This is a genomic window from Acinetobacter sp. LT1, assembly GCF_059800965.1.
The window spans coordinates 167,683-180,615 of the sequence record NZ_JBBAXE010000001.1 but is presented as its reverse complement, the minus strand read 5'-3'; the positions used below and the strand labels follow the sequence as shown (position 1 = coordinate 180,615).

Annotated in this window: 15 protein-coding genes and 1 pseudogene; 11 read left to right on the top strand and 5 right to left on the bottom strand. The window is 40.0% G+C overall.

Annotation, left to right across the window (positions count from 1 at the left end):
- Nucleotides 1-99 precede the first annotated feature (99 nt).
- From WBW42_RS00855 to WBW42_RS00830, 6 genes and pseudogenes are all read left to right on the top strand, one after another.
- Nucleotides 100-681: an HdeD family acid-resistance protein gene (locus tag WBW42_RS00855; protein ID WP_014208303.1), complete on the top strand. Its 582-nt coding sequence runs from the start codon at nt 100-102 to the stop codon at nt 679-681.
- Between the two features lie 114 nt (nt 682-795).
- Nucleotides 796-2,775, top strand: coding sequence for an ATP-dependent helicase (locus tag WBW42_RS00850; protein ID WP_032056249.1), 1,980 nt, complete (start codon nt 796-798; stop codon nt 2,773-2,775).
- A gap of 73 nt (nt 2,776-2,848) precedes the next feature.
- Nucleotides 2,849-3,088, top strand: coding sequence for an RNA recognition motif domain-containing protein (locus WBW42_RS00845; protein ID WP_002115113.1), 240 nt, complete (start codon nt 2,849-2,851; stop codon nt 3,086-3,088).
- A 9-nt stretch (nt 3,089-3,097) separates the two neighbouring features.
- Nucleotides 3,098-3,461, top strand: a pseudogene (locus WBW42_RS00840) (ASCH domain-containing protein).
- 80 nt (nt 3,462-3,541) lie between these two features.
- Nucleotides 3,542-4,045, top strand: a complete 504-nt coding sequence (locus WBW42_RS00835; protein WP_005066079.1) for a DUF6586 family protein — start codon at nt 3,542-3,544, stop codon at nt 4,043-4,045.
- A gap of 112 nt (nt 4,046-4,157) precedes the next feature.
- Nucleotides 4,158-4,436 carry a hypothetical protein gene (locus WBW42_RS00830; RefSeq protein WP_002114792.1) on the top strand — a complete coding sequence of 93 codons (279 nt, stop codon included), beginning with the start codon at nt 4,158-4,160 and terminating at the stop codon, nt 4,434-4,436.
- A gap of 35 nt (nt 4,437-4,471) precedes the next feature.
- Here the strand turns inward: WBW42_RS00830 and WBW42_RS00825 are convergent, their stop codons facing one another.
- From WBW42_RS00825 to WBW42_RS00810, 4 genes are all read right to left on the bottom strand, one after another.
- The gene (locus tag WBW42_RS00825) at nt 4,472-6,181 is read right to left on the bottom strand and encodes a cation:proton antiporter (protein WP_032005156.1); all 1,710 of its coding nucleotides are present in this window, start codon (nt 6,179-6,181) and stop codon (nt 4,472-4,474) included.
- Between the two features lie 147 nt (nt 6,182-6,328).
- Complete coding sequence (gene rpmG, locus WBW42_RS00820) at nt 6,329-6,484, bottom strand: 50S ribosomal protein L33 (protein WP_001205031.1); 156 nt, start codon at nt 6,482-6,484, stop codon at nt 6,329-6,331.
- A gap of 12 nt (nt 6,485-6,496) precedes the next feature.
- Nucleotides 6,497-6,733, bottom strand: coding sequence for a 50S ribosomal protein L28 (rpmB, locus tag WBW42_RS00815; RefSeq protein WP_000048256.1), 237 nt, complete (start codon nt 6,731-6,733; stop codon nt 6,497-6,499).
- Nucleotides 6,734-6,900: 167 nt separating this feature from the next.
- Nucleotides 6,901-8,349 carry a coniferyl aldehyde dehydrogenase gene (locus tag WBW42_RS00810; protein WP_017385706.1) on the bottom strand — a complete coding sequence of 483 codons (1,449 nt, stop codon included), beginning with the start codon at nt 8,347-8,349 and terminating at the stop codon, nt 6,901-6,903.
- Between the two features lie 112 nt (nt 8,350-8,461).
- Here WBW42_RS00810 and WBW42_RS00805 point away from each other — a divergent pair, with 112 nt between their 5' ends.
- From WBW42_RS00805 to WBW42_RS00785, 5 genes are all read left to right on the top strand, one after another.
- Nucleotides 8,462-9,154, top strand: a complete 693-nt coding sequence (locus WBW42_RS00805) for a TetR/AcrR family transcriptional regulator (RefSeq protein WP_002114968.1) — start codon at nt 8,462-8,464, stop codon at nt 9,152-9,154.
- 74 nt (nt 9,155-9,228) lie between these two features.
- On the top strand, nt 9,229-10,092 hold the full coding sequence (purU, locus tag WBW42_RS00800; RefSeq protein ID WP_005066088.1) for a formyltetrahydrofolate deformylase: 864 nt from the start codon (nt 9,229-9,231) through the stop codon (nt 10,090-10,092).
- Between the two features lie 382 nt (nt 10,093-10,474).
- Nucleotides 10,475-11,230 (top strand): energy transducer TonB, encoded by a 756-nt coding sequence (locus tag WBW42_RS00795; protein WP_032056246.1) that lies wholly within the window; start codon nt 10,475-10,477, stop codon nt 11,228-11,230.
- A gap of 43 nt (nt 11,231-11,273) precedes the next feature.
- Complete coding sequence (locus WBW42_RS00790; protein WP_001011664.1) at nt 11,274-11,894, top strand: MotA/TolQ/ExbB proton channel family protein; 621 nt, start codon at nt 11,274-11,276, stop codon at nt 11,892-11,894.
- Nucleotides 11,894-12,298 carry an ExbD/TolR family protein gene (locus WBW42_RS00785; RefSeq protein WP_000885432.1) on the top strand — a complete coding sequence of 135 codons (405 nt, stop codon included), beginning with the start codon at nt 11,894-11,896 and terminating at the stop codon, nt 12,296-12,298. Before WBW42_RS00790 ends, WBW42_RS00785 begins: the two co-directional genes overlap by 1 nt.
- A 57-nt stretch (nt 12,299-12,355) precedes the next feature.
- Here the strand turns inward: WBW42_RS00785 and msrA are convergent, their stop codons facing one another.
- Nucleotides 12,356-12,880, bottom strand: a complete 525-nt coding sequence (gene msrA, locus WBW42_RS00780; protein ID WP_004794799.1) for a peptide-methionine (S)-S-oxide reductase MsrA — start codon at nt 12,878-12,880, stop codon at nt 12,356-12,358.
- Nucleotides 12,881-12,933 lie beyond the last annotated feature (53 nt).

The following is a 12,933-nucleotide window of genomic DNA, read 5'->3' as shown; positions in this document are numbered from 1 at the left end:
CATTAATTGATAAGAAACGATGCAGATCTTATACAGACAAAAAATGTGAAGTGGATCACTATTATTAGGTAGATGAAATTCTAATACCTGATAATAAGAGTGGCCATGATGAAAACTGTCGGTAATGATTTGGTGCGTAATCAGTTACATGCTGATCGTAAGTGGTATTTGATATTAGGCTTTGTACTTATTGGCTTCGGTCTGATTTTGTTTAGTTCATTACCATTTGCGACCTTTTCTGTGGTTTTTTTATTTGGAATACTCATGATGGTCGGAGGTGTTTTACATCTTGTCGCGGCCATTAGTGTCTTTAAAGGTGCAAGCCGTTGGTTATGGGCACTTTTTGGTGTGCTTTATCTAATGGCGGGCTATTATGCTTTTTCTACTCCCGTAACGACAGCGGTAGTTTTGACGAGCTTATTATCAATAGCACTGATTATTGCTGGAGCTATACGTACAGTAAACGCGATTTTACTTAAACCAATTACTGGGTGGGGTTGGACCTTATTTTCAGGATTATTAACACTCGCTACAGGTATTTTGATCTTGGTTTCTAAAGATTCACCTTTTTGGGTGTTAGGCATGTTCCTTGCCATAGATATCTTATTCCAAGGAATTAATTTTCTAGGTTTGGCTTCTGCGATTAAGCATCTGCCATCTAGTTCAAAAACAGTATCTTAAATAATATTGTTGAATCAAAGAGCACTTTAGGTGCTCTTTTTGTTTTTAGGACGAACAGACGCATCTGGGGTTGGGTCTGTTAAACTATGTCTTGGTGTTTTAGCGATATGTGTTATGAGTCTTGCAAAATTAATTAATGAACTAAATGCTCAGCAAAAAAAAGCAGCCACGACGTCTGCGCAGAACTGTTTAGTTTTAGCAGGTGCTGGCTGTGGCAAGACTAAGACGATTGTTGCCCGTGCTGCCTATTTAATTGATCAAGGCTTACCAGCAAACCAAATTCAGATTTTAACGTTTACTCGACGTGCTGCGAGTGAAATTGTTGCAAGAGTAGAGCAGCATGTAGGAGCACAGGCAAAGGGTCTAAGAGCTTCAACTTTTCATACTTTTTGTATGTATTTACTGCGCCGTAATCCACAAGCTTTTGGCTTAAATCAATTTAGTATTATTGATCGTGATGATCAGTTGCTGATGTTCCGTTTATTAAGAGGTAAAGACAAAGATAATGTTTTACCTAAAGCGGCAGAGCTGTGTGATCTATATTCCTATGCAAGAAATACTCAAACAAAGCTTTCTGAAGCATTAATCAAACAGCTTCCAGATGCATATGAGCATAAAACTCAAATTGCTGAGTTGATGAAAACTTATGAGCAACGCAAAAGAGAGCGTAATTTTTTAGATTACGACGATATCTTGTCGATTGTGGCTGTTCATTTACAAAACTCAGAAGCGTTAACCAATTGGGTTGCAGGTTTTTGTCAGGCATTGCTCGTTGATGAAATGCAAGATACAAACCCTTTGCAATGGGCTTTGTTGCAGCCCTTAATTGGTAAAGTGAAGTTGTTTTGCGTGGGTGATGACGCTCAGTCCATTTATGGCTTTCGTGGTGCAGACTTTGAAAATATTCATTCTTTTAAAGAACGAATACCTGATGCAGAAGTACTTACACTGGCTTTAAATTATCGCTCGACCCAAGAAATCTTAGATTTATCGAACTGGCTGTTGGCACATAGCCCAATCGATTATCAAAAACAGCTACAAGCGCATCGTGGCCAAGGGCAAAAGCCACCGCTACATTTGTTTGGTAATGAGTTTGAAGAAGCAAACTGGATTGCACAAGATTTAATAACGCGGCATCAGCAAGGTGCAAACTGGCATGACCACATGGTCTTAGTCCGTTCTGGCTATAGTGCCCGATATCTAGAAGGGGCTTTTATTGCGGCTGAAATACCCTATCGTTTTATTGGTGGGGTAAAGCTTCTTGAGTCGGCTCATGTAAAAGATGTACTGAGCCTGTTACGTATTGTGAGTAACCCTCACGATGATTTGGCTTGGATGCGGTTTTTAACCTTGTGGGATGGGATCGGTGATGTTGGAGCGAGTAAGTTAGCCCAAGAGCTGATGGGAATTGTTGATGTCGAGGAGCGCTGTGCGCGACTTGAACGTCATGGCAAGGTACCTCTACAAGCGATTTTAATTTTAAAACAGCTAGATGTATTACAGCAACATGTCGAGGCAAGTATTGGCTTGGCTCTCGATGCTTTAGGTGAACAGCTAGAGCAAAATTATAAAACTAAAGATTGGTCGCGTCGTTTAAAAGACTTTGATTTGGTTAAGCAACTTGCACGAAAGCATGCGTCGTTAGGTGAATTCCTTGAGGAATATGTACTTGAGCCGATTTCAGTTTCTGAAATTGAAAAAGCTGCTGATCAAGATTTAGTAACTTTAATTACGATTCATTCAGCTAAGGGTGCCGAACAGAAAGTTTGTTATGTACCTCACGTATCGCCAAATCAATATCCTTATGCAAGAGCACAGGGTGATTTTGATGATGTTGAGGAAGAGCGCCGTGTGCTGTATGTCGCCTTAACGCGTGCTGAAAATGAATTAATCTTGACGAAGCAAAATCTTAATACGTGGTCGCAAGACACTTATGATGAGCAAGGTCGTAAAATTGAGAGTTATTTCTTAAATGATCTGCCTTCACACTTGGTTCAAGCAAAAATTCATAGGCAAGTACCTCAGCAATTTACTAAAAAACAATGGAACAGATCTCCTGCAGTAAATTTAGGTTTTGGTATCGATCTGGACTAAACTACTGTATAAGACGTTGTGACTACTTAAATGTATATTGGCCCTCCCTTTTATTGCCAATTAAGGTTAGAAAATGAAGATATTAGTTCGTAATTTAGATCGTGCTGTAAGTGAAGCTGAAGTTTTAGAGTTATTCAAGGCATATGGTAAAGTTGATACATGTGTTCTGGTGACTGATAAAGATACAGGTAAGTCGAAGGGCTTTGGTTTTGTTGAAATGCCTAATCCCCGTGAAGCGATTAAGGCAATTAAAGGCTTAAATACGCTTAAAGTTAAAGGCTATGGAATTCGAGTTAAAGCAGCCGAAGAATAAGTTTTCCTGGTGAAAAGACAATTTTTAGCTCTCTCGATTGTAACGCCGAATGGTACTCGTATTGCTGAAGGTATAAAAACACTTGAAGTGCGTTCATGGATACCTACGCAGTTACCAGTGAAAGATCTATTAATTGTCGAAAACCAGAACTTTCTGGTTAAAGATACTGATGAAGAGGAAGGAGTTGCTGTCGCTTTAGTTGATGTCGACCTCAGTTCATACTTGGCGAAATGACGAGGTCAATTTAGCCTGTGCATCTGCTTGGAGTGAAGGCTATTTTGCTTGGGTTTTAAGTAATATTCGCCCTTTAAGGCAGCCAGTAAAAATTTTAGCTAAACGTAAAATTTATCAAGTTGAGCTGGATTTACCATAAATAACGTTGATTTTATCAATGGAGTCGTTAAGCTAAGAATAGCTATTGCAATGGCGATTTTAGAACAGGAAAGTTTAGTTATGTCACGTGTTGCTCGTTATCATGCCGATCGTACCAATCAGAAGCTCTATTTTGCACGTCTAGCGTGTCAACAGGCAGAGCAGACCGATCATGTGCAGCAGGTACAAGCTTACCGTGAAGCAGCTGTATTTCATTTACATGGCGCAATGTTAGCGTTCTTACAAGAATTGGTACGTTATTACCGTTTAAATGATTTGCAACCCACCTTAAAATCTATTGAGGAACATATGGCGGCAAAAGGACAGGTTTCCCCTGAAGTGTCCGTTTTGCAGCAATTGGCAAAAGATGGTTTTGTTGCAGAGTTAAAACGAGCTTATCGTATGTGCCAATACGCCCCAGAACCAAAAGAACCGACTCCTGAAGAAGAAACTTCTTCTAACCTTATTATTAAAGTGACACAAGGGCCTCAGTCTTGGTTGCCAGATGTTAAAATCTTGCGTGAATGGCACCGAGAATTAAGTCATTTAATTGATGGTTTTCGTAACGAAATGGTCGAGTTCTAAAATTAAACTGCCTAGATGCTTGAAATTTAGACTAGGTGTGCCTATATAAATAAGACAAGAGATGCAAAGTGCAAGGGTGCTTTGCCACCATGTTGAAACATGGAGGAAGTATATGTCTATACAGCAATTGAAAGAGTTATTTGGAAATCAAGAAGCAGTGTTGGAATTAGTTCAACTCGAAGGTGGCGAACTCGCCTTGCGTAATGCAGGTTCTGAGAATGAACCCTTGGTTAAAATTCAATTTAGCGATGAAGTCAAAGCAATCTTGGGTGAGCAGACTCCAGTTGTTGCTCAGCATATGATTCAGGCTGCATTATTTGGACTGCTGGAAAAGCAGGTAAACGAGTGGCAGGCTGAGGTATTAGACGAACAGCCTAAATTCTTGAGTTAAAAAAAGCGTACTCTTGAGTACGCTTTTTATATGGGTTAATGAATTGTTGACTGATGAGCAAGCTCGATCTGATTTAAGATGTGGTGACTCATATTCTTTGCCATTTCTTCTTTTGCATAGAACACTTCGCCAATATTTTCATCACGGATAACCGCTGCTTCTTCTTTGCTTTCTGCGCAAATTAATACCTGAATCTGAGGATTTAATTGCTTGGCAATCGCCACGATACGGTGAATATCTAAAATATCCATAGGTGAGATTACCAAGAGTCGTGCATGCATGATATGTGCTTGAATTAAAACACTTGGTTCAGTAGCAACACCACTCACAGCAGCAATATTTGCGTTACGTAGTTTTTCTACGATTTCACGATTCTCTTCTGCAATAACGACCTTAATATTCTCATTAATTAAATTTTCAGTAATGCGTCGTCCTACACCGCCATATCCCACAATTACGACCTGATCACGTAAGTAAGCTTGATCAACTTCATCGGGTAACATTGCCAATGGGTCACCGCTACGTTCAAGCAGTCGAGCTAAGTGAGAGCGTTCACGAATCCAGCGTTGTACAGGTTCAATCGCTGAGAAGATGAAAGAGTTAAGCGTAATTGAAAATAAAGCGCCTGCTAGAATTAGATTCTGAGCTTCTAAGCTTAATAAGCCTAAAGAAACACCCAGTGTCGCTAAAATAAATGAAAACTCACCAATCTGTGCAAGGCTTGCCCCGACTGTTAAAGCTGTATTGATTGGATAGCGGAAGAATAAAACCAATGCCATTGCAGCAAGTGTCTTACCCACCATAATAATCGCGATAACAGCTAAAATATGGAGCGGACTCTCAACAAGAATATGTGGATCAAACAGCATACCCACAGAAACGAAAAATAAAATCGAGAAAATTTCACGTAGTGGGAGAGTCTCTTCTTCTGCACGATGGCTAAAGTCTGATTCTTTAACGACCATACCCGCAAAGAATGCTCCTAAAGCCATTGAAACCCCAAAGATGGCATAAGAACCGTAGGCAATCGAAACTGCAGCAGCGACGACAGTCAGCGTAAATAGCTCTCGTGACCCTAAACGAGCAACAAATTGCATAATAATAGGTACAACGCGCTTGCCTACAATGAGCATAAAGGCAATAAAGCCAATCACCTTTAATAAGGTGATTCCAAGGGTTAACCAGATATTACCGTCTGCACCTGCTGGCGCTTTTCCACCGAGTAAAACAGCTGTAGCCGGAAGAAGCACTAAAACTAGCACCATCACTAAATCTTCGACTAACAACCAACCCACAGCAATTTTGCCGTTGACTGAGTCTAAAAGACCTCGGTCTCCTAATGCTTTTAATAATACAACTGTACTCGCACACGATAGACTTAAGCCAAAAACAAGTGCAGACCCGAAACTCCATCCCCATAGCATTGAAACGCCAATACCAAGTAAGGTTGCAACAGCGATTTGTAAAATTGCGCCAGGCAAGGCAATACGACGAACCAGTAATAAGTCTTTTAATGAAAAGTGCATCCCTACACCAAACATCAGGAACATGACCCCGAGTTCTGCAAGCTGGTTGGCAAGGTGGATATCTGCTTCTATACCGGGTGTATTTGGGCTAATAATAATTCCGGCAATTAAATAGCCGATAAGAGGGGGGAGTCGTAATCGGGCTGCAATGTAGCCAAAAATGAGGGCAACGCCGAAACCAACAGCAAGTAAAATAATTAAATCTACGTCATGCGGCACTAAAAACTCCTTTTACGTGAGTTAGGCTAAAAACAAGCATAAAAAATGCCAAGGCGGAATGTAGAGAAAGTTTAACAAAAAGGTAGGTATAAAAAAAATGCAAAAAAAACGACTTCATAAAGAAGTCGTTTTTTTTCGAGGCTAAAATTATTTGATTTTAGCTTCTTTGAAAATCACGTGTTGACGGATTTTTGGATCAAATTTTTTGATTTCCATTTTTTCCGGCATAGTACGTTTGTTTTTAGTCGTGGTATAGAAGTAACCTGTACCAGCTGAAGAAACGAGGCGAATCTTATCACGCATTGCTCAGACTCCTTAGATCTTTTGACCTTGAGCACGAAGGTCTGCAACAACCTTTTCGATACCCAATTTGTCAATAATACGCATACCTTTAGTGGTTAAACGAAGACGTACAAAACGTTTTTCGCTTTCTAACCAGAAACGGTGGTGGTGCAGGTTCGGCTCGAACCGGCGCTTGGTTTTGTTGTTGGCGTGTGAGACGTTGTTACCAACGACTGGACGCTTGCCGGTAACTTGGCAAACCTTAGACATGGTGTAACTCCATTGATTCAGCCAACAGCAAATCTGTGGCCAGTCATACTAAATGTAAACGGATGAATTCATTCAAGGGGCGTTTTATACCAAAAATACGATTAAAAGACAAGCGAAATTGGTAAAAACGAGGCATGATTTAGTATAACAGATCATGCCTTGATCAGTTAGCGCAACAAGGTTTTCGAAATGAAACGATGAATAGGCTTATTGAACGGTGGAAGAATGTATTTAAGGCTATAAAGTTTTGGATTTGACATCATCGAACGCTCATGAGAAAGGCTAAAAAAGCCCTCTGGTCCGTGATATTTACCCATACCTGATGCGCCAATTCCGCCAAACGGTAAATCATCTTGTGCAACATGGGTAATCACCATGTTAATTCCGAAATGCCCTGAATGGGTGTGCTGTGCAATATAGTCAGCACGCGCTTGATCATAGTCAAAATAATACATCGCTAAAGGACGTGGACGACTATTAATGAATTCGATGACTTCTTCTATTTGGTCATATTCTAAAATCGGTAGAATAGGCCCGAAGATTTCATTTTGCATAATATCCATTGCGGTCGTCACGCCAGTGACTAAAGTCGGTGCAATTTTGCGGACATCATCTAAAATTTCATTTTGCGGATTAATTTCAACAATACGTGCGCCTTGATCACGGGCATTTTCGAGATAACCCTGAATGCGGTTGTACTGTTTATCATTAATAATAGAAGTGTAGTCTTGGTTGTTTCTGAAATGAGGATACATTCCTGCCACAATCAATTTAAAGTTTTCGATGAACTCGGCAGTTTTGCCTCGTGGTAAGAAAATATGATCTGGTGCAACACAAGTTTGTCCTGCATTCCACAATTTACCTACAGCAATACGTTGGGCAACATCTTTCATATCCATAGATGCATGCACAAGGGCAGGAGACTTTCCGCCTAACTCGAGAATTACTGGAACTAGGTTTTGAGCTGCGGCTGCCATCACTGTTTTACCAACAGAAGTTGAGCCTGTGAAAATCATTTTGTCAAAAGGCAAATGACTAAACGCATCTGAAATAACGCCACCACCATTTACCACAGCAACTAATTCTTGTGGGAATGCTTCTGCCAATGCACTTTCAAGGACTCGGCCAAAGTTTGGTGAGGCACTAGAAATTTTGATCATGGCATGGTTGCCCGCAGCTAGTGCACAGATCAGAGGTCCAACCGAAAGTAATAATGGGTAATTCCATGGTGTAATAATACCAATCACACCCATAGGTTGATATTGTACCCAACCTTTTGCTGGCTGATGTAATACACTGATATGGCGCTTTGATGGTTTCATCCATGCAGTCAGATGTTTACTGTAATATTTGATTTGTTCCAAACTCGTGAGTAGTTCGCCAATTTTTGTTTCCATAACTGCACGATTGCCATAATCAAGGTTAATTGCTTCGGCAATCTGATCTTGATATTTTACCAAGACTCTTTTAAGACGAGCTAAACGATCAATACGCTCTTTAGCAGTGGGTACCGGATGACGTAAATAAGCGAGCTTTTGTTGTTCAAGCAAATCATGTAAATGCTTAACATCATAAGGAAGCTGAGTCTCTGGATTTGTTTTTGTTTGACTGTTCATCGGTACTTACCAAATATACTGATATACTTATTTTTTAGAGTAAATACTCTAAATAGTCAAGTCGGTTTATGTGTTTAAGTCTTAACCATGTGAATTATTAAAGGTTATTAAAATGTCTCTACCTAAAGCTCTGAAGACAAAAGACCGGATTTTACAAATCAGTTTGCAGCTTTTTAACGAGCGAGGTGAACGGTCGGTTACAACCAATCATATTGCGGCGGAGTTAGGTATTAGTCCTGGAAACTTGTATTACCATTTCCGGAATAAGCATGAAATTATTAAAGAATTAATGTACCAATATCAGGTTGAGACTTTGGAAATGCTTTCGTTACCTGAAGACAGACCATTAACGACCAATGATAAAATCAACTATTTTCAGGTATTAAGTGGTCAACTTTGGAGTTACCGTTTTATCCATCGTGATGTCTATCATTTAGTTGAAAGTAACGAAGACTTTAAAAAGATTTATCCTCGTTTTGCGGGACAGGTCATGCAACAGGGGCAAAAGATTTATCAAGCCTTTGTCGATGCCGGCCTTATGAAAATGACACCATCTGAAATTGAAGCGCTCATTATTAACTTATGGATTGTATTAACAAACTGGACAAACTTTTTATATATGTCTGGTCACATTAGTGACAATAACCACTTAGAAGAAAAATGGGTTTGGCAGGCATTACGTCAAATGGTTTTCCTTGAAGGTCCTTATCTTATGGGGGAAAGCCGAGCAACTTACGAGCAGTTGCTTGATTCACTGGGGCCTTCTGATCTATTCGCCAGCTTGTCATCGTTAAAAGATGAATAGTTGTACTTGCCTATTTAGAGCGCTAGAATACTCGGCTTATTAAAAATTTGACTCAATTAAGTGATATTAACCAAATGAATATGACCACTGCCAATACAGCCCGTTTACTGATTACTTGTGAAGACAAGCCTGGGATCGTACAGGCCGTATCGAGCTTTTTGTACCACCAAGGTGCAAACATTACCGCGCTTGATCAGTATGCGACGGAAGCTCAGGGTGGACGTTATTTCATGCGTGTTGAGTTTGAACTTGACCATTTACAGTCACGTAAAGATGCATTAATTCAAACATTTGCTGCCAACGTTGCTGAGCGTTATGGCATGCAATGGCGTCTTGCTTTCGTAAACGAAATTAAAAAGGTTGGTATTTTAGTTTCTAAAGTCGACCATGCTTTACTTGAGTTATTGTGGCGTCATGCACGTGGGTCGTTACCTTGTGAAATTACACACGTGATTTCTAACCACGAAGATTTACGTGAATCCGTTGAGAACTTCGGTATTCCATTTACTGTAATTAAAGTAACTAAAGACAATAAAGCTGAAGCTTATGCACAAATTGATGAAATGATGCAGGGCAATGATTTATTGGTTCTTGCACGTTACATGCAGATTTTAAGCGAAGATTTTGTTGCGAAATGGGAAATGAAAATCATCAATATCCACCATTCTTTCTTGCCAGCTTTCGTGGGTGCTAATCCATACAAGCAAGCTTATGAAAAAGGTGTGAAGTTGATTGGTGCGACAGCTCACTATGTGACGGCTGATCTAGACCAAGGCCCAATTATTGAGCAAGATGTTGAGCGTGTAAGCCATGACTATAATGTTGAGCAATTACGTGAGCTAGGTGAAGATGTTGAGCGTAATGTATTGGCTCGAGCAGTAAAATGGCATTTAGAAGACCGTATTATTGTTGATGGTAACAAGACGGTTGTTTTTTAAATAACGCTTATTTTAAAAAAGCACGCTTCATGCGTGTTTTTTTTATATTAAAAAAAAATATTGAAATGATATAACATAACAAAATTGAATGAATTTATGGTAGGATTCGATCTCTTCATAGTGAAATTAGCCTAGCTATATAAGTTAGATTAAACATTTTGTGAACAAGAGATATGCATTCATGTAACTATGAGAAAACAAAAGCAAAGACACTCAACTGATACAAATTAGTGATATTGAGCAAATGTTTTTCTCAAAAAATAGTTGCAAATGAAAACACTTCTCATTTATTATTGTGGCACTTTATTGTTCTATCCGATGTTTGAAATCGTTTCTACAAATAGAAAGCTGAAATCATCATCCATTAGGTAATTAGATTCTTATGAGTCAATCTTCCGCAGCCTTAAACTCTCCCAATCCGATGAAAAAGAAAGTCATCACGGCACTAATTGCGGTTGCAATTGGTCATATCGGGGTCTTATGGGCGGTCAGCCATATTAAGCCTGCTGAATTAAAGCCAATCGAGAAGAAGCCTTTACAGGTACGTTTCGTAAAAATTCAAGAGCAACCAAAACCACTGCCTCCTAAACCGAAGGAACCACCTAAAAAGCCGGAACCTAAGAAAGAGGTAAAAGAAGTTAAAGTTGTTGAAAAGCCTGTGACACCACCTATAAAAGTGGAAAAAATTCAACAGGTGAAAAAGGCTGAAACACCAAAAGAAACAGTAAAGACAGAACCTAAAGTTGAAACCAAAGTGGTGACAACGACGACAACAGTTACTGAGAAAGCTGTTGAAAAACCAAAACCAGTGGTACAAGAAGCGCCTAAAGCTCAACCTGCCCCAGATCCATCACCGAAACGCGTTTCAATTGGTGGTTCGGGTGTACAGTGGAGCCGCTCACCACGTTTAACAGTTTCTTCAAAAGATTTACAAGGCGAAGCACGCTCTGTCATGGTACTCATTGAAGCCGATGAAAAAGGCAAAATTATTAATGTGCGAGTGACTAGAAGTAGTGGTATTTCAAGTCTAGATGACAAAGTAGTCCGTGCTGTTCGCGGTGCGAAATTTAAACCTTATATGGAAAATGGTGTTGCTTATCCAATTAAAGCAGAGCAACCCTTTGATTTAACCCCTTAAATGAATTTGAGTCCCAACGGCTAACCTTAATCAGGAGTTCAATATGAACTTTTCAATCTATTGGCAACATGCAGATGCAGTGAGTAAAACCCTGTATTTCATCTTATTGGCAATGTCGATTGCTACCTGGACAGTTTTCATCTTACGTTTGATGGGGACTCGCCAGCTAAAGCAACAAGCTTATGCTCAACTTTCTCAGGCTATCACTTCGCTAAAAGCAAAGTTACAACCTTTGAGTTTTGAACAGCGTAAAGCGGTTGCAGAGCAGGCATTACTTCGTCAGATTTCTGCTGAAAAGGCCAATGCTGATAAAGGTATTTCTGTTTTAGGAACGATTGCTTCAATTGCACCATTCGTAGGTTTGTTTGGTACTGTTTGGGGTATTTTCCATGCGCTGGTTGCCGTAGGTAAAAGCGGACAAGCAGGTTTGGCTCAAGTGGCTACACCAGTAGGTGAAGCACTGATTATGACAGGTCTTGGTCTTGCAGTTGCGATTCCAGCGGTATTGGCTTATAACATTTGTGTACGTGCAAACCGTGGTCTTGCTCACGACTTACAAGACCAAGCGCACAGCTTGTTAATTGACACGATGTTGCAGCAAGACTCAACTGTAAAGTCTGATGTTAAAACTGCACAGCAAAGTTACGTTGGAGGTCAAGCTTAATGGCTTTTCAATTGGGTGAAGACCACGATAGTGGCATGAATGAGATGAATCTCATTCCGCTAATCGACATTATGTTGGTGTTAATGATCATCTTTTTGGTCACAGCAACAGTTGCCAACCCATCGATTCCATTAACGCTTCCTAAAACAACTGCTGAAATTATTGATCCACCACCAAAAGCAATTACGATTAGTATCAATGCAAATGGTGAAGTGGCTTGGGATACTCAAGTAATTAGCCTAGATGAGCTTCAAAAACGTTTTCAAGAAGCAGGTCAAGGCGATGTTAAACCAACAGTTCAACTTCGTGCTGATAAAGAGTCGAAGTACGATACTGTTGCTCAGGTAATGTCTCGCGCCAGTGAAGCCGGACTGAGCGATATTGCCTTTGTAAGTGAAAACTAAAATTTAGTTTACTCAATAAGAAAGCAACCAAACTGGTTGCTTTTTTATTGCTCTGATTTACTGATCTTTCATCAGATGCTGGAATTTACTATATAGCTTGAGCAGTTTTGGTGGAATCGCAAAGTTGCAATAACCTTGTGAAGGATTCTTTGCATAGTAATTCTGATGATATTCTTCTGCTGGATAGAATGTCGGAACAGGGGACAGCTCAGTCACAATATCAAGATCGTCATTTTTTAGAGTCTGAATCGTGTGTTCCGCTGCCTGCTTTTGCTCTTCATTATAATAGTAAATAACAGAGCGGTATTGTGTGCCGATATCATTACCTTGACGGTTTAAAGTCGTTGGATCATGAGTCGCAAAGAACACGTCGAGTAACTGGGAGTAAGTTACTTGCTCTTCATCAAAGTCGACTAAGATCACCTCAGCGTGCTGGGTGTCTCCTTGACATACTTGCTCGTAAGTAGGGTTAGTCGTGTGCCCACCTGCATAACCACTCGTTACTTTTTCTACACCGCGTATTTGTAAAAATACAGCTTCGACGCACCAAAAACAGCCGCCGCCAAATAATGCCTGTTGCATTGTTTTTCCCTCTATTTCCTGCCTATTACAATAGGGTTTATGTATTTAAAATA